This is a genomic window from Caulobacter sp. GW822-FHT01G02 (genome assembly GCF_058802865.1).
In genome coordinates, this window is record NZ_JBXAON010000002.1 from 264,028 (window position 1) to 283,176 (window position 19,149).

Sequence of the window (19,149 nt, forward strand, 5' to 3'; positions counted from 1 at the left end):
GCCAGGGGGGCGGAATTTCCGGGGCTTCGACGCCGACTGTCACGCTGATGTCGTGGCAAGCGCTTAAAGCGCTCTGGTCCATACCAGTTGGGGCAGGGGAACCAATCATGTCGACGCTATATCCCGTTCGAGCCGCGCGCCCGAACCTGAAGAGCTTTTTGTTGGCGACCGTCGCGGCTCTGGCCGTTGGCGCTCATTCATCGGCCGCGTTCGCGCAACAGACCGCCAATGAATCGGCCTCGGCCGACACGGTCGACGCGGTCGTCGTCACCGGCTTCCGCAAGTCGCTGAGCGACGCGCGCGCCATCAAGCGCGACTCGGTCATCCAGAAGGACGTGATCGTCGCCGAGGACATGGCAAAGTTCCCGGAACTGAACCTGGCCGAGTCGCTGCAGCGCCTGCCGGGCGTGCAGATCACCCGCGAGGCCGGCGAAGGTCGCCGCATCTCGCTGCGGGGCCTGGGTCCCGACTTCGCGCGCGTGCAGCTGAACGGCATGGAAGTGCTGGGCAATGTCGACTCGGCGCAGGACAGCCGCGGCCAGCGCTCGCGCGACCGCGCCTTCGACTTCAACATCTTCGCTTCGGAACTGTTCTCGAAGGTCGAGGTCGAGAAGACCTTCCAGGCCGCCCAGAACGAGGGCGGCATGGCCGGCACGGTCGGCCTGTTCACCGGCAAGCCGTTCGACTACGCGCCCGGCGCCAAGGGCGCCATCTCGGTCAAGGCCGGCACCAACCAATATACCAAGGACACCCAGCCGCGCGTCGCCGGCCTGTTCAGCTACAACTGGGACAACAGGTTCGGCGTGGCGGTGTCGGTCGCCTACAGCAAGCGCGAGACCACCGAGCAAGGTCACAACACCTATAACTACGACAAGCTCAGCGCCTCTGACATGGGCAAGCTGGTCGCCAACGGCTTGGACATCTCCCACCTGTCCGCCGCGCAGCAGAGCAAGTTCCTTTCCGGCGACCTGTATATCGCGGACGGCAACCGCATCTCCTCCTGGAACTCAAAGGCCGAGCGCCTGGGTCTGACGGGCGCCGTGCAGTGGAAGCCGGCGGACAATCTCCTCCTGACGCTGGACGTGTTGCACGGCGAGTTCACGACCCACCGCAACGAATATCACCTGGCCACGCGGCCGCTGGGGTCGGGGACGAAGTCCTTCGCGTTCGACACCCCGGCGGGCGGCGTCTGGCCGTCGCAGTTCCAGAAGGGTTCGGTGCTCAACAACCTGGCGTGGGACAGCAGCAACTACGTCACCATGACCGATGTCACGGGCACGACCTTCGGCAGCGAGCATCGCCGGTCGTTGAACGAAAACCGCTTCAACCAGGTCGCGCTGACCGGCAAGTGGGACCTGTCCGATCGCCTCAAGATCGATGGTCACGTCGGCTACGAGAAGTCGACCTACAAGACCCCCTATGACGACAAGCTGTATATGCGCGCCAAAGGCAATATGGTCGCCAACTATGGCGCTGATGGCCAATCGGCGACGTTCTCCTACCCGAATTTCGACGCCACCAACCCGGCCAACTACGCGTTGGATTCCTTCTATTATCGCGGCTTCAACAACCAGTCGGAGCTGAAGGAAGGCGTTCTGAACGTCCAGTATGCGCTGAACGACGTGTGGACCCTGCGCGCTGGCGTGGCCTACCACAAGTTCACGCAAGGCGGCCGGGACCTGTTCTATGACGACAACGTCAATGGAACCCGGTCCAAGATGCGCGGCAAGTCGGTCGCCGACGTCACCACCGTCTTCACCAACGAGTTCGGTTCGTGGCTGGTTGGCGACTATGACAAGACCTTCGCCAAGTTCAACGAGTACCACCGGTTCGGCCCCAACAAGGACGGCACGGGCGGCGCGCTGCAGGACATCGAGAACGTCTACGAGACCTCGGAAGCGACCGTGTCCGAGTACGTGCAGGCGGACTGGGACAGCGACCTTTTCGGCAAGCGCTTCCGCGGCAATATCGGCCTGCGCGGCTATCAGACCGACACTCACGGCACCGGCTGGATCCAGGGCGACGCTTACGCCTATCTGGGCACGACGGACGTGAAGGGCAGCTATGACGGCGTGCTGCCGGCCATGAACTCGGTTCTGGAACTGACGCCGCAGGTGATGGTGCGCTTCTCCGCCACGCAAAACCTGAACCGTCCGGGTCTGGGCTCGATGGCGGCCAAGGGCAGCGCGTTCCAGGCCGACAGCGGCGATATCACGGCGTCGCGCGGCAACCCCAACCTGAAGCCCTACAAGGACAGCACGCTGGACCTGGCGGCGGAATACTACTTCGGCCAGGACGGGTTGCTGTCGGCGAGCGTGTTCCACAAGAGCCTGAAGAACTTCATCGGCACGCAGACGCTCGAGAAGATCCCGTTCAGCCAGACGGGCGTGCCCTACACCACGATCCCGGGTGCGACGGCCAACACGATCGTCAAAGAGTTCGAGATGCCGGTCAATATCGCCGGTACGAAGCAACTGACGGGTGTGGAACTGGCCGCGCAGGGGCAATTCTCGTTCCTGCCGGCGCCGTTCGACAAGCTGGGCGCGGTGGTGAACTATACCTATGTGGACGCCGACGAGGCGCTCACCGGCATCTCGAACACCAGCTATAACGCCACGCTCTACTATGAAACCGAGCGCTGGGGCCTGCGGGGCTCCTTGAGCCATCGCAACAAGTGGTTCACCGGCCACAGCGACAGCCTGATGAGCGCCAGCACGCGCGGGTTCCAGGGATCCACCTATGTGGACGCCTCGGCCTTCCTCAACGTCTCGAGCGCGCTCCAGCTGACGCTGAATGCGATCAACCTGACGAACCAGAAGGACACCCAGTTCTGGGGGCAGAACGAGTATCTCTATAACCAGACCCAGAGCGGTGCGACCTACATGGTCGGTCTTCGCTACAAGTTCTAAGACGATTAAACTTGGTCAATACCGCGCCCCGACCCGCCTTTCCGGCGGGGAGGGGCGCCCCTTTGCGTGGGCTCGAACGTGATTGTCTCGCATCGACATCGCTTCATCTTCGCCGCGGTGCCCAAGACAGGCACCCATGCCGTGCGACGGGCCCTGCGCGAGCACCTGGACGACGGCGACGTCGAGCAGGTGGGTCTTTTCGTCGACAAGCGCTTCCCCTGGCAGGACCTGGCGGCGATCCGGCATGGTCACCTGTCCCTGCGGCAGGTGCGGCCGTATGTCGGCGAGGCGGCCTTCGGCGACTATTTCAAGTTCGCCTTTGTGCGCAATCCATTCGACCGTTTCGTCTCGTACTGCGCCTTCATGCTGCGCGGCGGCGACGTCTTCGATCGGCAACCGCGCGAGGCGATGCGCCACTTCCTGTTCGTCGACCCGCCTGAACAACACGTCCTGTTCCAACCGCAAGCTTCACTGCTGGTCGACGCGGATGGCTACACCCTGCTGGCCGATGAGGTCGGCCGGGTCGAGGACATGCAGGTGTCCTACGACGCCATCTGCGCGCGGATCGGCATTCCCTCCCAGCCGCTCGAGCGCGTCAACGGCAGCCAGCACGGCGACTATCGCCAATACTACGATCAGGCGCTGATCGACGGCGTCGCGGCCCGCTACGCCCAGGATCTTGAGCTGTTCGGCTACACCTTCGAAGGCCTGCGATGAGCGCCATGCCGGCCGCCAATCCGCGCAAGACCGCGGCGGTCCGCAAGCTCGGCCTCGTCGACATCGCCGCCTTGCGGACGGCCGTGCTGGCGATCCCCGAGGACATCTGGGCGGCGGAGAACGCCGCCAAGCCGAACAGGTTCGAGGCGTTGGGCGCGACCCGTCACATCGTCTTCCGTTTCATCGACAGTCCGCGCGACTGGCGCGGGTCGCATGATCGTCGGGCCTGGGCCCCATGGCGCGATCTGCTGGAGCCGGCGCTCGCCCAGGCGGTGCGCGACTACGGTTATGCGCGCGGGGTGTTTCCGCGGGTGATGCTGGCCCGCTTGCCGCCGGGCGGGGTGATCCATCCACACATCGACGCCAACCCCGCCGCGAAATGGCCGCACAAGATCCACGTGCCGCTGACGACCAATCCCGGTGTCGTATCGTTCTTCGGCGGCGAAGAACGCCATTTTCCGGTCGGCGAGGCGGTGGAGGTCGACAACCTCGGCCCCCACTGGGTGCGCAATGACGGCGCCACGGACCGCATCCACCTGATCTTCGAATATTACGACGCCGACCAGCCGGACCCGGACTGGTTGACGCCGTTCCTGGCGGCGAGCGCGCCGCGGTGACGGAACGCGACGCCTTGCTGCGTGAAGCCCAGCACCTGCGCGCCGGGCAGCGCGTCCCGGACGCCCTGGCCACGCTGGCGCGGCTGGAGGCGCTGCATCCCCGGTTCAGCCGCCTTCATCAGGAACGGGGTCACTGCCACATCCTGCTGCGCGATGGGCCGGCGGCGATCGAGGCGCTGCATGAGGCCGTGCGCCTCAACCCGAGCCTGCCGGCCAGTTGGGACATGCTGGAGCAGCTCTACCGCATGGCGGGCGACGCCGCCCAGTCGGCGACGGCGGCTCAGCATCTGGCGATCTTGAAGCAACTGCCGCCGGCGGTGGTGATGGCCAGTAGCCTGCTGGCCGACGGCGACCTGGAACCGGCGGAGGCGGTGCTGCGCGACTACCTGCGCCAGGATAATCTCAATGTCGGCGCCTTGCGCCTGTTCGCCCGAATTCGTCTGGAGCGTGGCGATCTCGCCGAGGCAGAGGCGCTGCTGCAGTCGGTCGTCGAGCGCGCGCCGGACTACCATGCCGCCCGCTTCGACTACGGGATGGTGCTGCTGCAGCGGCAGAAGCCGGCCCAAGCGCGGCAGGAGGCCGAGCGCCTGCTGCGGGACGATCCCGACAACCGCGACTACCTCAAGCAGTACGGCGCGGCCTGCGTCGCGCTGGGTGACCACGAGCCGGTCATCGACCTCTATGCGCGGCTGCTGGACGGTCTGCCCCCGACGGGACCGGAGGTGGCCGACCTGCGCCTGTGGCGGGCCAACGCGTTGAAGGTCACGGGCCGGCGGGAGGAGGCCATCGCCGACTACCAGGCTTCGCTGGCGGCGCGGCCGGACAATGGCGTGGCCTGGTTCAGTCTGGCCAACCTCAAGACCTATCGCTTCTCCGACGATGAGGTCGCGCGGATGGGCGCTCTGGAGGCTCGGAACGATCTCCCGGACATGGACCGCGTCTATCTGGGCTTCGCACTGGGCAAGGCGCTGGAAGATCGGGGCGACTACGAGGCCTCGTGGCGATCCTACGCGCGCGGCAATGCGGTGCGTCGCGACCTCGCTCGGTGGCGCCCGGAGGCGGCGGAGGCCTGCGCCGCTCGGCTGAAGAAGGTCTTTACCGCCGAGGTCTTCGCCGAACGCGCCGGCTGGGGGGCGGACGATCCCGCCCCGATGTTCGTCCTGGGCCTGCCGCGTTCGGGCTCGACCCTGATCGAGCAAATCCTGGCCTCCCATTCCCAGGTCGAGGGCACGCAGGAACTGACCGAGATCGGCCGCTATGCCGGGGAGCTCTGCGGGCGCGATGCGGATTGCGGCCTGCCGCTGGAGCCAGAGGCGCTGCTGGACCTGACGGCCGGAGAAGCGAGGGCGCTGGGCGAGCGCTTTCTGACCGAGACGCGGATCTATCGCCGGCTGGGCCGACCGTTCTTCGTCGACAAGATGCCGAACAACTTCTGGCACATCGGCCTGATCCACCTGATCCTGCCGCGCGCGACGATCCTCGACGTCCGGCGCGAGCCGATGGCCTGCGGCTTCAGCAATCTCAAGCAGCTGTTCGGCACGGCGAACCAGGAATTCACCTACGGGGTCGACGATATCGCCCGCTACTACCGAACCTATCTCGACGTCATGCGGCACTGGAACGCGGTGCTGCCGGGCCGGGTGCTGAGGGTCTCGTACGAGGACGTGATCGAGGATCTCGAGGGCGGCGTGCGGCGGATGCTGGCCCATGCCGGGTTGCCGTTCGAACCGGCCTGCCTGACCTTCCACGAAACCCGTCGCAGCGTGCGCACGCCAAGCTCCGAACAGGTGCGCCAGCCCCTCGGCAGGGACGGACTGACCCAGTGGGAGCACTACGCGCCGTGGCTGGCTCCGCTGGCCGATGCGCTGGGCGACGCCCGGGCGACCTACAGGAGCTGATCCGATGCGGCTATCGCGCCCCTTCTTCCAGATTCCCGTGCTCTTCGACGTGGCGCGCCTGCAGGTCGAGGTCGCGGCGTTGCCGGGCGAGGCCTGGGTTGCGCATCCGGATCGCCTGCCGGGCAACAGCGCGGCGCGCCTGATCAGCGCAGGCGGGGGCGAGACCGACGCCGTGCACGGACAGATGCTGCCGACACGCTGGCTGCAGAGCATGCCCTACCTTCAACAGGTCCTGGCGGGCTTCGGCGTGGTCTGGAGCCGCTCGCGGCTGATGCGCCTGGCGCCTGGCGCGGGCGTGCCCGAGCACGCTGATATCAACTACCACTGGCACACGCGCGTGCGGGTCCACATTCCGGTCTTCACCCAGCCGGCGGTCCGCTTCCATTGCGACGGCGAGGCGGTGCACATGGGCGCCGGCGAGGCCTGGATCTTCGACAACTGGCGCCGGCACCATGTCGAGAACAACGCCGACGCCGAGCGTATCCACCTGGTCGCCGACACCACCGGCACGGCGGCGTTCTGGCGGCTCGCCTGCGGGCCGACGCCGCCGCGCGCGCAATGGCGGACGGTGGCCTGGGATCCTAGCGCCTCTCCGGACCTGCTCACCGAGGACGACCAGCGCTCCCCCGTAATGCCCGCCGCCGAGGCGCAGTGGCTGATCGATGACCTGTGCGCGGAGCTGGCGCTCGCCGACGACACCGCCGACGCCAGGGCGCGCGCCGCGCGGTTCGGCAAGCTGCTGGAGAGCTTCATGTTCGACTGGCGCCAGCTGTGCGCGCTCCACGGCGTCGGCGGGCGAGGGCTGGAGGACTTCCAGCGGCTGGTCGACGCTGTGCGCCAGGCCGCCGGGCCGCTGGCCGAGGGGCTAGTGATGCGCACCAACGACGCCAGCGCCTTGCTGGTGCTGGAAAAGCGCGTGCTGCAGCACCTCGTCGTGAACTAGGTCCCGTCCGCGCGATCGATCAGGTCGCGGAGGAGACCCTGATAGGTCTCCAGGCCCGCGATCTCGGCGTCGGGCGCCTTGCCTGCCTCATCATAGCCGCGTAGCCGCAGGGCGGGCCGCGCCGCCGGATCTGCCAGGAAGTCTTCGATCTCGGCGGCGGACAACGGACCGCCCTGTAAGGCCAGGCTCTGCAGCGAGGCGGGGCTGAGACTCTCCAGATAGGCCGGATCGACCGCGACCCGATAGCGCTTGGCCGCCACGTGCAGGCGGATCGGCTCGGTGACCGCCGGGCTGAAGGCGCGGGCCAGATAGCCGGCGCCGATGTGCTCGTGCCGGGTGTCGATGCCGAGGTCGGCGGCGTTCTCGCCGACCTTCTGCATCATGTGGCCGACGTCGTGCAGCAGGGCGGCGGCGACCAGTTCCGGCGGCGCGCCGTCCAGCTCGGCATGGTGCGCGGTCTGCAGCGCGTGCTCCAGCTGGCTGACGCCCTCGCCGTAGTGCAGGCCGCCCAGGCGCGTGAAAAGGTCGGTCAGTTCGGCCACGAAAGCGTCGGCCGCGGGACGAGAGGTCATCGAATATCCGTGAACTGAAGGCTTAGAGGCGCATACGGCCGATGCCGGGATCGGTGCGGCTGGCGCGGCCAGTTTCCAGGTGTCCGGCCAGACGCTGGGTGAACGATGGATCGTCGGCCAGGGTCAGGGTCAGGTCGTACCAGTGGTCGCTGCCGCGCAGATCCCAGATCGAGCGGACGACGCCCGGGGGCTTCAGCATCACGGTCTGGCGCGCCTCGCCCTCGGCCAGGGGATAGTCCTCGGCCATGCGCAGGGTCGCCAGGCCGGCGCCTTGCAGGCTGACGACCAGGCGCGCGCGGGCGTCGGCGGCGACCGTGACGACCGGCTGCGGCCGTGACGTGTCGCCGACGAAGCGACGGTGGAAACCGTTCGGGCCGTGGACGGTCAGGTCATAGGGACCCGACGGGCGGCCGTCCTTGTTCCAGTGACCGGCGGCGTATTTCCGGCCAGCCGCCAGGGTGAAGCGCCAGGGGCCTTCGCGGTCGGTGTTGTCGAAGACCTGGAAGACCGCGCCCACCCGCCCGGCATTGACCAGGTCGATCCACAGCGCGCCGCCCGAGACGCGAGCATCGGCCGACAGGACGTAGGGCAGGGGACGCGCGCCACGCTGTGGGCCGTCCTGGGCCGATGGACCTTGGGTTTGGGGAATCCTCAGGCTCGGCGCCGCCTTGGAGTGGGCCACGCGCTGCATATAGTCGGCGGTGGCCGGCAGGGTCAGGGCCGTCCAGTCCTGGTTCGGCGTGGCGAAGTCGAAGGCCGAGGTCAGGTCGCCGCAGACCGTCCGGCGCCAGTCGCTGATGTTGTCCTCGCGTACGCCGAACCGCCGCTCCAGGAACTTCAGGGTCGAGGTGTGGTCGAACACCTCCGAGCAGACGAAGCCGCCCCGGCTCCAGGGCGAGACGATGATGGCCGGCACGCGGATGCCCAGGCCCAGCGGATAGGCGCCCTTGTTGGCGCCCTCGGCGTCCGGGCCGTAGGTCTTGGCCTCGCCAGCCACCGACACCGAACTCCAGCCTTGCTCGGGCGTCAGTGGCGGCATCGGCGGCTGCATGTGGTCGTAGAAGCCGCCGGCCTCGTCGTAGTTGACGATGAAGACCGTCTTGGCGAACACCTCGGGGTGGTCGACCAGGGCCTTGATCAGTTCGGCGCAGACATGCTCGCCCTTGGACGGCTCGGCCGAGGGATGTTCGGAGAGGTCGGCGGCGGTGACGATCCACGAGACTTGCGGCAACCGGTCGGCGGCGACGTCGGCGCGGAAAGCCTGGACCAGCTGCTCGCCATCCGACCGCTTGCGATCGGCGCCGGACTTGCCTTCGCCCACCCAGGAGCGGCCGCGCGCGTAGAACTCGGAGTCCTTGGCGCAGGGGCGGAAGGTCTTGAACACCGACAGGATGTTATCGCCGAAATTGTCATACTCCTGGTAGACCTTCCAGCTGACGCCGGCCGCCTGCAGGCGTTCGGCATAGGTCGTCCAGTCGTGCGGCCCCTTGGCCATGACCTTGTCTTCGGCCATGTCGGCGCTGGGCGTCTCGTCCTCGCCGTAGTTGCTCATTTCCGGATCGCCGCCGACCTTGCCGCCGCCGTTGCAGCCCGTCCAGAGGTGCAGGCGGTTCGGGTAGGTCTGGGTCAGGGTCGAGCAGTGATAGGCGTCGCAGACCGTGAAGGCGCTGGCCAGGGCGTGGTAGAAGGGCAGGTCGGAGGCCTTGTAGTAGACCATCCGCTTGTGCAGCTCGCCCGAGTGTCCCCACTGATCGTAGCGGCCGCCGTTGACGATGGTGATCGCCGCCTGATGGCCCTGGTCCGAGCCGTCGACGGTGTAGGCGTTGGTCGCCGAGGCGTCGCCGTGGAACGGGGCGACGAAGCCGTCGGGATGCTCTTGACTTGGTTGTCGCCACACCGAGGCGCCGCCGGGCAGGCGCTGCGGACGCGGATCGCCCAGGCCACGCACGCCGTTCAGCGCTCCGAAATAGTGATCGAACGATCGGTTCTCCTGCATGAAGATCACGACGTGCTCGACATCCATGATCGTGCCAGTGCGATGGCGCGCGGGGATGGCCAAGGCCCTGGCGACGGTGGTCGGCAATAGGCCAGCCGCCGCGCTGGCCGTGGCGGCGGCGCGCAGGAAAGAGCGGCGGTCGGTCGTCATCGGCCCATCTCCCGAGATTCGATTTTTGGTATAGACCAGGTAGTTTGGGGCTTCGGCGAAACTTTCGTGACACCAAGGCGCGGGTCATGCTTGCGGGACCGTTGGTCCGATCCAGTTCCTTGACCCTGGGGGAGCGCCCTCCCATCCTCACGGCATGGCGGGATTCGACCGCTGGCCAGGTCGCCCGATGCAGCAACCCGAAAGCCTTCAGTATATCGGCGTGCGCGACGACATCGCCGCGCGCATCGCTGGCGGAGAGTTCAAGCCAGGCGAGCGCCTTCCGTCCGAGCGCCAGATGCAGATCGGCGGCGGCGTCGCTCGCGGCACCGTGCGCGAAGCCCTCTTTCAATTGGAGGCCGAGGGGGTCATCTACCGCAAGGAGCGCAGCGGCTGGTACGTCTCGCCGCCGCCGGTGGTGTATGATCCGACCCGCTGGGAAGGCTTCATGTCCTATGTCGAGGCGCAGGGGCGGCAGCCGTCGACCGAGACCCTCAGCAAGATCGAGATCGCCTGTGACGGCGTGCTGGCCGAGATCTTTTCGCGCCCGATCGGGGCGCCCTTGTACTGGATCCGCCGCCGGCGTTCGGTCGATGGTCGGGCGGTTCTGTTCGAGAGCATCATCGTCGACGCGTCGCTGACGCAGGGCCTGATAGACCACGACCTGAATGGCTCGCTGACCAGCTTGCTGAAGTCGGTCTATGGCATTGGCGTGGCGCGCAACAAGGTCGATATGAGACCTTGCGCCCTGACTGGCGAGGAGGCCGAGGCCCTGCGGGTCAAGTCCGGCTTGCCAGGGCTTAATCTGGTCCGCACCTGTTACGACGCGCAAGGTCGCGTGGTCGAGTTCGACCGCGAGCACTGGCGCCACGACGCCCTGAAGATCAGCGTCGACATCCGCGTGCGCTGACCCGTGAAGCGGGGGAACCCGGACCAGCGCGGCCGTCATCCAGTTGTCGTGGACTTGGTCTAGACCAGTGCGCTCCAAAGAGGGCGTCTCATGACAACTGGTCCAAAGCGCTGGCTGGAGCGCGCCAATCCGCTGGCCTTCACCCTGTTCGCGGGCCTTGCCGGCTTCTGCGCCTATTTCTCGATGTACGCCTTCCGCAAGCCGTTCGCGGCGGCGACCTTCGGCGCGGTCGAGGGCTGGAGCTTCGCGGTCGACTACAAGATCGCTCTCGTGCTGGCTCAGGTCGCCGGCTACGCCCTGTCCAAGATGATCGGAGTCAAGGTGATCTCCGAGATCGCGCCCCGCCATCGCGGTGTCGCCATCCTGGGCCTGATCGGCCTCTCGTGGCTGGCGCTGCTGGCCTTCGCGGTCGTGCCCGCGCCCTGGAACGTCGCGGCGCTGTTCCTGAACGGCCTGCCGCTGGGCATGATCTGGGGCCTGGTGTTCGGCTTCATGGAGGGCCGCCGCACCTCGGAGGTGCTGGGCGCCATCCTCTGCGCCAGCTTCATTCTGTCGTCGGGCGTGGTGAAGTCGGTCGGCAAATGGCTGATGGTCGACTTGCACGTTTCACCGTTCTGGATGCCGGCCGCCACCGGCGCGATCTTCATGCCGCTGCTGGCGATCTCGGTCTGGGCGCTGGTCCAGATGCCGCCGCCCAGCGCCGCCGACGAGGCCGCTCGCGTGCGCAGGGAGCCGATGGACAAGGCCCAGCGCCGCGCCTTCCTGGGCTCTTACGCGCCGGGCATCGTGCTGCTGGTGCTGGCCTATATCCTGCTGACGGCCTTGCGCGACTTCCGCGACAACTTCGCCGCCGAGATATGGACCGCCCTGGGCTTCGGCCAGGCCTCGGGCGTGTTCACCGCCAGCGAGCTGCCGGTCGCGGTCGTCTCGTTGGCCGTGATGGGCGCGGTGATGCTGGTGCGCGACAACCTGCGAGCCTTGCTGGTCATGCACGGCGTGATCCTGGCCGGCTTCCTGGTGCTGGGCGGCTCGACCCTGGCGTTTCAGGCGCATATGCTGACCCCCCTGACCTGGATGGTCCTGACCGGCGCGGGGCTCTACATGGCCTACACCCCGTTCAACGCCATGCTGTTCGACCGCATGATCGCCTTCAGCGGCCAGGTCGGCACGGCCGGCTTCCTGATCTATGTGGCCGACGCCTCGGGGTATCTGGGCAGTGTGGCGCTGCTGGTCTGGCGCAACTTCGCCATGGTCGACCTCGACTGGCTGAGCTTCTTCGTCAACAGCGCCTATGCGACCAGCGCCGTCGGCGCGGTCTGCACGCTGTTCGCGGGCCTCTATTTCCTGCGCCGGCGGAAGACGTCCGCCAGCGGGCAGGGCGTGGGGGCCTTCCCGGCCGCCGGTCAGGTCGTCGAGCCGTGACCTTGGAGCGCCCCTTCGATCTCGCCGTTGTCGGCGCGGGCATTGTCGGCCTGGCCCATGCCCTGGCCGCCGCGCGCCTTGGCAAGCGTGTCGTGGTGATAGACCGCGACGCCCAGGCCAACGGCGCCTCGGTGCGCAATTTCGGCTTCGTGACCGTCACGGGCCAGGCGCGAGGCGAGGTCTGGCGACGGGCGCGGCGCTCGGCGCGGGTCTGGGCCGAGATCGCCGGGCCGGCCGGAATCGAGGTCGTGCAGCGCGGCCTGACCATGGTCGCCCGCCGGACCGAGGCCAAGGCCGTGCTGGAAGCCTTTCTCGAAACCGAGATGGCCGAGGGCTGCGCCTGGCGCGACGCGGGCGACCTCGGCGACCGACTGCCGGTTCAGGGCGAGGTTCTGGGAGCCCTGACCAGTTCGGTCGATCTGCGGGTCGAATCCCGCACCGCCATTCCGCGCCTGGCCGCCTGGCTGGAGGCCGCGCACGGCGTGACCTTCCTGCGAGGCGTCGCCGTGCGCGGCGTCGAGACCGGTCGCCTGGAGGCCTCCGTCGGGACGATCCACGCCGAGACCATCGTGGTCTGTCCGGGGGACGATCTCGTCACCCTGTTTCCCGACGCCTTCGCCCAGGCCGAGGTGACGCGTTGCAAGCTGCAGATGCTGCGCCTGGCCGCCCCGGGCTGGCGGCTGCCCGGGCCGGTCATGTCCGACCTGGGTCTGGTTCGCTACCTCGGCTATGCCGCCTTGCCCGAAGCGCCGGCCCTGCGCGCGCGGCTTGAGACCGAGCAGCCGGCGCACCTGGAGCACGGCGTCCACCTGATCGTGGCGCAGAGCGCCGACGGCTCGCTGGTGGTCGGCGACAGCCACCACTATGCCCCCACGCCCGATCCCTTCGCCCGGGACGACGTCGACGCCCTGATCCTCGACGAGTTCGCCAAGGTGTTCGGCCAGGCTCCGCCGCCGGTTCTGGAGCGCTGGACCGGCACCTACGCGTCGGCGGCCGGTCACAGCCTGATCGAGGCCCCGATGCCGCGCGTTCGCCTGGTGACCGTGACCGGCGGCACTGGCGCCTCGACGGCTTTCGGTCTGGCCGAGGACGTGATCGCCGGCCTCTACGGCCTTCCCCGGCAAGGAGCCGTCGCATGAGCCCGATCCAGGCCGTCATCTTCGACTGGGCCGGCACCATGATCGACTTCGGCTGCCGGGCGCCGGTCATGGCCCTGCGCGAGGTCTTCGCCGAGGCGGGGATCGAGATCTCGGAGGCGGACGTCCGCGCCGACATGGGCAAGGCCAAGCGCGATCATGTGCGGGCGTTGCTGGCCTTGCCGCGCGTCGCCAGCCTCTGGACGACGCTCCACGGCGCGGCCTCGACGGAGGCCGATGTCGACCGCCTGCACGACGCCGTCGAGCCGAAGATGCGCGCCGCCGCTCGCGACTGCGCCCGGCTGATCCCCGGCGCGGCCGATCTCGTCGCCGACCTGCGGGCGCGAGGCGTGAAGATCGGCTCCACGACCGGCTACACCCGCCCGATGATGGCCGACATCCTGCCGCTGGCCGCCGAACAGGGCTACGCGCCCGAAGTGGTGGTCTGCGCTGGCGAGACGGCGGCGGGACGGCCTTCACCCCTGATGATGTGGAAGGCCCTGGTCGAACTGGGCGCCTGGCCGGCGCGGACCTGTGTCAAGGTCGACGACGCGGTCGTCGGCGTCGGCGAGGGGCTGGAGGTCGGCGCCTGGACCGTGGGCCTGTCGGCCTCGGGCAATGGTGTCGGACTGTCGCGCGAGGACCTCGACCTGCTGCCGGAAGCCGAGCGCGCCGCCCGGATCGAAGCCTCCGCTCAGGCCCTGCGCGACGCCGGCGCCCACTACGTGGTCGAGAGCGTCGCCGGGCTAGGGCCCGTCCTGGCCGATATCGCGACCAGGATCGAACGCGGCGAGCGCCCGGCGGCTTAAGGCTCCCGGCGGCGTTACTCGGCCGCCACCGCCGCGCCGCCGAAGCGCTGGGCGCGGGCGGCGCTAGAGCGCAGGTCCGAGAAGCTCTGGGCGACCAGCGGATAGTCGGCGGGCAGGCCCCACTTGGCGCGGTACTGCTCTTCGCTCAGCCCCAGCTGGTTCAGGTGCCGGCGCAGCGAACGATAGCGGCGGCCGTTCTCGAAGCTGACGATGGCGTCGGGGGTGATGCTGGCGGCGATCTGGTCGGGCGTCGGCGGCTCGATGGGCGGGGCGATGGTCCCCGGGCCGGCGAAGACGGCTTCAAGCGCGGCGTAGGTGCGCGCGCTGAGGGCGGGCAGATCGTCCGCCGACACGGTGTTGCGGCTGAGATAGGCGCACAGCACCTGGGCGGCGATCTCGGCGGCGCGTTCCTGGGCCTTGGTCATGAGAATAGCTCGGGACGTTGAGAAGAAACCCAGGGGCGCTGGGATCGCGCCCCTGGGTCAGTTGGCGGGCGAACGGTGGGTCAGTGCGCGCCCGCGGCTCGGAGACGGTCGCCGAAGGCGCAGGCCGGCGGCAGCTCGACCTTCACCCCGGCGCGCGCCTTGCCTTTCAGCCAGTCGCTGAGAGCCTCGGCGACGGTGTGGTCCAGGCTGGTGAGGCCGCGCGTGTCCAGTTTCACCCGGCCATTGTTCGGCGCGCCGTCGAGGACCTTGGCGATCTTCGGCAACTGAATGAACGTGGCCGCACCCTCCAGTCGGATCTCGCTCTCGTCGGGACCCAGTTCGTGCTGGGAGACGCTGAGGCGCATCTTCTTGAGGTTGGGGACCAGCTCGAGCAGCGTCAGGCCCATGCCGACCAGCACGCCGGTCAGGAGGTCCGTCGCCACGACCATCACGAAGGTCGCCGCCCAGATCATCGCCGGCAGCAGACCGTAGCGGGCGAAGAGGTGGCGGACATGGTCCAGGCTGACCAGCTTCCAGCCCGTGACGACCAGCACGCCGGCGAGGGCCGCGCTGGGCACCATGCGCAGCAGCCAGGGCAGCAAGGCGACGAAGGCCAGGATCCAGACGCCGTGCAGGATCGCCGACAGGCGGGTCATGGCGCCGGCCTGGACGTTGGCGGAGCTACGCACGATCACGCCGGTCATCGGCAGGGCGCCGACCAGGCCGCACAGCATATTGCCGACGCCCTGGGCGCCCAGCTCCTTGTTGTACTTGGTGCGCTCGCCGTCGTGCATGCGATCGACGGCGGCGGCCGACAGCAGGGTCTCGGCCGAGGCGATGAAGGCCACCGCGATGGCGGTCACCAGCAGCATCGGATCGGCCATGCGGGCGAAGTCGCCGACGCCAGGAATGGCGATCGCCGCGGCGATCGATTCCGGCACGACGATCTTCTGGACGTCCAGGCCCAGGACCGTGGCCAGCACGGTGCCGGCGACGACGCCCAGCAGGGCGCCCGGGACCAGCTTCAGCGCCTTGGGGCGGAATTTCTCCCACAGCAGGATCGAGCCGATGGTCACCACGCCGACCGCCAGGGCGGCTTCGACCTGGGTCAGGGTGGCGAACTGAACGCCCGCCAGAGCCGACGGGATGGCCGCCAGATTCTGCAGGCCGTGGGCCTTGGGCGAGTCGCCGAACAGCACGTGGAACTGGCCCGCCACGATCAGCACGCCGATGCCGGCCAACATGCCATGCACGACGGCTGGCGAGATGGCGCGGAACCAGTTGCCCAGCTTGGCGGCGCCGGCGATCAGCTGGATCAGCCCGGCGACGACCAGGATCGGACCCAGCATGGACAGGCCGTGCTTGGCGACGATCTCGAAGACGATGACCGCCAGGCCGGCGGCGGGGCCGCTGACCTGTAGCGGCGAACCAGCCAGGGCGCCGACGATGACGCCGCCGATGATGCCGGTGACGAGGCCGCGCTCGGCCGGGACGCCCGAGGCGACGGCGATGCCCATGCACAGCGGCATCGCCACGAGGAAGACGACGATCGAGGCAATGAAGTCACGCGACAGGATCGTCGAGAAGCCAGGCTTCACGCCCTGGGGAGAGGAGGCGACAGCTTGGGTCATTCGGCGGCGATGCCCAGGTGATCGGCGGCGACCATGCGGCGCGAGGGGCGCTGGGCGACGGGCAGCGGAGCCCCTTCGTAGACCTGCTCGAACTGGCCGGTGTCGCCATTATAGGCCTGGATCTGGCCGGTCTCGATCTCGAAGAACCAGCCGTGCAGGGTCAATTTGCCTTGGGCGATGGCCGACGCCACCGACGGGTGGGTGCGCAGGTGGTTCAGCTGGACGACGACGTTTTCCAGCGACAGGGCGCGGGTCGTGCCGTGCTCGTCCAGGCCGTGATAGGCGTTGCAGACGACGCTGTGGGCGGCGTGGGCGTGGCGCAGCCAGGCGGCCACGTTTGGCATCTTTTCCAGAGCCGCCGGGTTCGAGAACGCCTTCATCGCGCCGCAGTCGGAGTGGCCGCAGACGACGATGTCGCGAACGCCCAGGGCCATGACGGCGTATTCAACCGCCGACGAGACACCGCCATTGGCTTGGCTGAACGGCGGAACGATGTTGCCGGCGTTGCGGCAGACGAACAGGTCGCCGGGGGCGGCCTGGGTGATCAGTTCGGGGACCACGCGCGAGTCGGCGCACGAGATCATCAGGGCCGAGGGGCTCTGGCCGTGGCTGGCCAGGCGTTCGTAGAGGGCGCTCTGGGCGGGGAAGACCTGGCCGCGAAAGAGCGCGGCGCGTTCGAGAAACTGTTCCAAGGGACCTCCATGAACTGATCGCCGCGACGCCCAAAAGGGGGGCGGGCGCCGCGGCGAGCGTCACGGCGAGAAGCGCCGGATGCGTCGATGAAGGTCGTTTGGGGTCTTTGCTGCGGTGCAGCGGCTTTGTGACAAAGGATGTCTTGGGAGATGTCTTTGGGAGGGGACGTCTTGGGCGCGCTAAAGCGCGGGTAGGCGGATCTCGACGCGCAGTCCGCCTTGAGGGCGGTTCTTCAGGGCCAGGGTTCCATTCTCGCGTTGCAGGATCTGCTGGACGATGGTCAGGCCCAGGCCGAGACCGCCGGTGTTGCGGGCCCGGGCGTCGTCGAGACGATGGAACGGCTGCAGCACATGAGCCAGCTCGGCCTCGGGGATGCCGGGACCGTTGTCCTCGATGGCCAGCACCGCCGCGTCGCCCTCGCGTGTCAGGGTCAGCGTGGCGTCGCCGCCATAGTGCAAGGCGTTCTCGACGATGTTGCTGATCGCCCGTTTCACCGACAGCGGCCGGGCCAGCACGGGCAGGTGGTCGAGGCCGGCATAGGTCGCTGGCCGCTCGGCGTCGGCGGCGTCGTCGACGACGGTCATGGCGATGGCGGCCAGGTCCGTCCGTCGCCGGGGCTCGGGATCCTCCTGGCCACCCAGATAGGCCAGCAGGGAGTCCAGCATGGACGTCATCTCGTCGACGTCGGCCTCCAGGGCTTCGCGAGCGTCGGCGTCCGTCACGAAACCGGCCCTCAGCCGCAGGCGGGCCAGAGGCGTGCGCAGATCATGGCCGACCGCGGCCAGGGCCTCGGTGCGGGCTTGCAGCAGGCCGGCGATGCGGTCCTGCATGGCGTTGAAGGCCTTGGCCACCAGCTTGAGATCGCCGGCCCCGCTCTCGGCGATGCGGACCTGAGCGCCCTTACCGACCTTGTCGGCCGCCTCGGCCAGCGCCCGCAACGGGCGGCTGAGATTGCGCAGCACCAGCGCCGCGGCGATGATCACGCCAAGGCCCAACGTAAAGGCCGAGCCGAAACCGCTCAGCAGCACGGCCCAGGGCGCGACGCGTATCTTGGTGCTCAACGCCATCCAACTGCCGTCGCGCAACTTGACGGCGACTTTCAGGTGCGTGTCGCGTGGCAAGGCGCGGTCGATGTCGGCGTGGACGCGCAGATCCCGGTCGCGCAGGCTGGGCTCGGCGTCGAACAGTTCCTCGCGGTAGTCGTTTTCGACCGCCCGGCCGCCGTCGACCAGCGTGGGCAGGACCGACCAGGTCAGGTGGGTGGCGCGATTGGAAATCACCGCGGCCCGCACCCCGCGCTCGTCGGGGGATGAGGCCTCCAGGATCCCCGTCGCGGCTACCAGTTGCTCGGACACGCGCCGGATCTGGTTCTCGCGGTCGGGATAGAGGCGACTGTTCTCGAACAGGATCGAACTGCCGATGAATTCCAGGGCCACGGCCAGCATCAGGACCAGGGTGACCTGGCCGACAAGACGCTGCGGCCATAGCCGCCAGGACTTCATCGGCGCTCGACGGCGGCGGTGAAGATATAGCCGACGCCGCGCACGGTGCGCAGCAGAGGTTCGGACTGGCCAACGACGGCCAGCTTCCTCCGTAGGCGGCTGACCAGCACGTCGATGCTGCGGTCCGAGGCGTCGGAAAGGCGGGCGCGGGACATCTCAAGCAGGCGCTCGCGGCCGATCACCCGCTGGGGCGAGCTGACGAAGGCCAGCAGCAGGTCGAACTCGGCGCCCGACAGGTCGACGAAGGCCCCGTCCGGCGACAGCAGCTCGCGACGGCCGGGATCCAGACTCCAGCCTGAGAACGTCATCCGCTGGTGGCCGCGCGGCTGGCTCGATTGCGAGCCGGCCTGAGTCCGGCGCAGGATGGCGCGGATACGGGCGATCAGCTCCTTCTTGCTGAAGGGCTTGCCGATATAGTCGTCGGCGCCGAGCTCCAGGCCGATCAGGCGGTCGGTCTCGTCATGGCGGGCGCTGAGCATGACGATCGGCACGTCGCTCTCGCGGCGCACCAGGCGGCAAAGATCGAAGCCGTTGCTGCCCGGCAGCATGACGTCCAGCAGAATAAGGTCGACCGCGTTGGTTTCCAGAACCCGGGCCATTTCCGCGCCGTGGGACGCGCTGAGCGGCTGGAAGCCTTCCTCGCGCAGCAGACGCATCAACAGCGTGCGAAGGGCCGGATCGTCCTCGACAACGAGCACCGTGGAGGCGAGCGGCGCGGTCGCCAAGTCGCGCGGCAGCGCGATCATTCCGTGGCCTGAAGTATCCATATGCTCGGGCTAATTAGGCGCCATGGCGCCGGGAACAAGGCCGGAGCCGACGATT

Annotated in this window: 16 protein-coding genes; 9 read left to right on the forward strand and 7 right to left on the reverse strand. The window is 68.3% G+C overall.

The window, feature by feature from the left end; all coding sequences use genetic code 11:
• Positions 1 to 107 precede the first annotated feature (107 nt).
• The 5 genes from AC1RNC_RS06730 to AC1RNC_RS06750 all read left to right on the forward strand — a co-directional run bounded on the left by AC1RNC_RS06730 (position 108) and on the right by AC1RNC_RS06750 (position 7,084).
• Positions 108 to 2,909 carry a TonB-dependent receptor gene (locus AC1RNC_RS06730; protein WP_492884793.1) on the forward strand — a complete coding sequence of 934 codons (2,802 nt, stop codon included), beginning with the start codon at positions 108 to 110 and terminating at the stop codon, positions 2,907 to 2,909.
• Between the two features lie 78 nt (positions 2,910 to 2,987).
• Positions 2,988 to 3,626: a sulfotransferase family 2 domain-containing protein gene (locus AC1RNC_RS06735; RefSeq protein ID WP_492884795.1), complete on the forward strand. Its 639-nt coding sequence runs from the start codon at positions 2,988 to 2,990 to the stop codon at positions 3,624 to 3,626.
• Entirely contained in the window at positions 3,623 to 4,243 is a 621-nt protein-coding gene (locus tag AC1RNC_RS06740; protein ID WP_492884797.1) for an aspartyl/asparaginyl beta-hydroxylase domain-containing protein, read from the forward strand. The genes AC1RNC_RS06735 and AC1RNC_RS06740 overlap by 4 nt, the downstream gene beginning before the upstream one ends.
• Positions 4,240 to 6,141 carry a sulfotransferase gene (locus AC1RNC_RS06745; protein ID WP_492884798.1) on the forward strand — a complete coding sequence of 634 codons (1,902 nt, stop codon included), beginning with the start codon at positions 4,240 to 4,242 and terminating at the stop codon, positions 6,139 to 6,141. Before AC1RNC_RS06740 ends, AC1RNC_RS06745 begins: the two co-directional genes overlap by 4 nt.
• Positions 6,142 to 6,145: 4 nt before the next feature.
• Complete coding sequence (locus AC1RNC_RS06750; RefSeq protein WP_492884800.1) at positions 6,146 to 7,084, forward strand: aspartyl/asparaginyl beta-hydroxylase domain-containing protein; 939 nt, start codon at positions 6,146 to 6,148, stop codon at positions 7,082 to 7,084.
• Here AC1RNC_RS06750 and AC1RNC_RS06755 read toward each other — a convergent pair.
• Both AC1RNC_RS06755 and AC1RNC_RS06760 read right to left on the reverse strand, forming a co-directional pair.
• Complete coding sequence (locus AC1RNC_RS06755; RefSeq protein WP_492884801.1) at positions 7,081 to 7,656, reverse strand: HD domain-containing protein; 576 nt, start codon at positions 7,654 to 7,656, stop codon at positions 7,081 to 7,083. The genes AC1RNC_RS06750 and AC1RNC_RS06755 overlap by 4 nt on opposite strands.
• A gap of 22 nt (positions 7,657 to 7,678) precedes the next feature.
• Positions 7,679 to 9,802 (reverse strand): phosphocholine-specific phospholipase C, encoded by a 2,124-nt coding sequence (locus AC1RNC_RS06760; RefSeq protein ID WP_492884803.1) that lies wholly within the window; start codon positions 9,800 to 9,802, stop codon positions 7,679 to 7,681.
• 187 nt (positions 9,803 to 9,989) lie between these two features.
• On the opposite strand from AC1RNC_RS06760, the gene AC1RNC_RS06765 reads away from it, so the two are divergent.
• From AC1RNC_RS06765 to phnX, 4 genes are all read left to right on the forward strand, one after another.
• On the forward strand, positions 9,990 to 10,709 hold the full coding sequence (locus tag AC1RNC_RS06765) for a UTRA domain-containing protein (protein ID WP_492884805.1): 720 nt from the start codon (positions 9,990 to 9,992) through the stop codon (positions 10,707 to 10,709).
• Positions 10,710 to 10,799: 90 nt separating this feature from the next.
• The gene (locus AC1RNC_RS06770) at positions 10,800 to 12,131 is read left to right on the forward strand and encodes a DUF5690 family protein (protein WP_492884807.1); all 1,332 of its coding nucleotides are present in this window, start codon (positions 10,800 to 10,802) and stop codon (positions 12,129 to 12,131) included.
• Positions 12,132 to 12,133: 2 nt separating this feature from the next.
• Entirely contained in the window at positions 12,134 to 13,270 is a 1,137-nt protein-coding gene (locus AC1RNC_RS06775) for a TIGR03364 family FAD-dependent oxidoreductase (protein WP_492884808.1), read from the forward strand.
• Complete coding sequence (gene phnX / locus AC1RNC_RS06780; protein WP_492884810.1) at positions 13,267 to 14,076, forward strand: phosphonoacetaldehyde hydrolase; 810 nt, start codon at positions 13,267 to 13,269, stop codon at positions 14,074 to 14,076. The genes AC1RNC_RS06775 and phnX overlap by 4 nt, the downstream gene beginning before the upstream one ends.
• Positions 14,077 to 14,090: 14 nt before the next feature.
• Here the strand turns inward: phnX and AC1RNC_RS06785 are convergent, their stop codons facing one another.
• The 5 genes from AC1RNC_RS06785 to AC1RNC_RS06805 form a co-directional block, all read right to left on the reverse strand.
• Positions 14,091 to 14,501: a Ros/MucR family transcriptional regulator gene (locus tag AC1RNC_RS06785; protein WP_492884812.1), complete on the reverse strand. Its 411-nt coding sequence runs from the start codon at positions 14,499 to 14,501 to the stop codon at positions 14,091 to 14,093.
• Between the two features lie 80 nt (positions 14,502 to 14,581).
• On the reverse strand, positions 14,582 to 16,132 hold the full coding sequence (locus AC1RNC_RS06790; RefSeq protein WP_492838206.1) for a SulP family inorganic anion transporter: 1,551 nt from the start codon (positions 16,130 to 16,132) through the stop codon (positions 14,582 to 14,584).
• Positions 16,129 to 16,824 carry a carbonic anhydrase gene (locus tag AC1RNC_RS06795; protein WP_125157796.1) on the reverse strand — a complete coding sequence of 232 codons (696 nt, stop codon included), beginning with the start codon at positions 16,822 to 16,824 and terminating at the stop codon, positions 16,129 to 16,131. The genes AC1RNC_RS06790 and AC1RNC_RS06795 overlap by 4 nt, the downstream gene beginning before the upstream one ends.
• Positions 16,825 to 17,004: 180 nt before the next feature.
• Positions 17,005 to 18,327 (reverse strand): ATP-binding protein, encoded by a 1,323-nt coding sequence (locus AC1RNC_RS06800; protein WP_492884815.1) that lies wholly within the window; start codon positions 18,325 to 18,327, stop codon positions 17,005 to 17,007.
• Complete coding sequence (locus AC1RNC_RS06805; RefSeq protein WP_492884817.1) at positions 18,324 to 19,073, reverse strand: response regulator; 750 nt, start codon at positions 19,071 to 19,073, stop codon at positions 18,324 to 18,326. Before AC1RNC_RS06805 ends, AC1RNC_RS06800 begins: the two co-directional genes overlap by 4 nt.
• Positions 19,074 to 19,149: the final 76 nt, after the last annotated feature.

Excerpts from the sequence above, each read along its gene's own strand:
- AC1RNC_RS06800 (WP_492884815.1), bottom strand. The coding sequence starts at position 18,327 with ATGAAGTCCTGGCGGCTATGGCCGCAGCGTCTTGTCGGCCAGGTCACC.
- AC1RNC_RS06730 (WP_492884793.1), top strand. The coding sequence starts at position 108 with ATGTCGACGCTATATCCCGTTCGAGCCGCGCGCCCGAACCTGAAGAGC.
- AC1RNC_RS06740 (WP_492884797.1), top strand. The coding sequence starts at position 3,623 with ATGAGCGCCATGCCGGCCGCCAATCCGCGCAAGACCGCGGCGGTCCGC.
- AC1RNC_RS06785 (WP_492884812.1), bottom strand. The coding sequence starts at position 14,501 with ATGACCAAGGCCCAGGAACGCGCCGCCGAGATCGCCGCCCAGGTGCTG.
- AC1RNC_RS06790 (WP_492838206.1), bottom strand. The coding sequence starts at position 16,132 with ATGACCCAAGCTGTCGCCTCCTCTCCCCAGGGCGTGAAGCCTGGCTTC.
- AC1RNC_RS06760 (WP_492884803.1), bottom strand. The coding sequence starts at position 9,802 with ATGACGACCGACCGCCGCTCTTTCCTGCGCGCCGCCGCCACGGCCAGC.
- phnX (WP_492884810.1), top strand. The coding sequence starts at position 13,267 with ATGAGCCCGATCCAGGCCGTCATCTTCGACTGGGCCGGCACCATGATC.
- AC1RNC_RS06765 (WP_492884805.1), top strand. The coding sequence starts at position 9,990 with ATGCAGCAACCCGAAAGCCTTCAGTATATCGGCGTGCGCGACGACATC.
- AC1RNC_RS06750 (WP_492884800.1), top strand. The coding sequence starts at position 6,146 with ATGCGGCTATCGCGCCCCTTCTTCCAGATTCCCGTGCTCTTCGACGTG.
- AC1RNC_RS06755 (WP_492884801.1), bottom strand. The coding sequence starts at position 7,656 with ATGACCTCTCGTCCCGCGGCCGACGCTTTCGTGGCCGAACTGACCGAC.
- AC1RNC_RS06770 (WP_492884807.1), top strand. The coding sequence starts at position 10,800 with ATGACAACTGGTCCAAAGCGCTGGCTGGAGCGCGCCAATCCGCTGGCC.
- AC1RNC_RS06805 (WP_492884817.1), bottom strand. The coding sequence starts at position 19,073 with ATGATCGCGCTGCCGCGCGACTTGGCGACCGCGCCGCTCGCCTCCACG.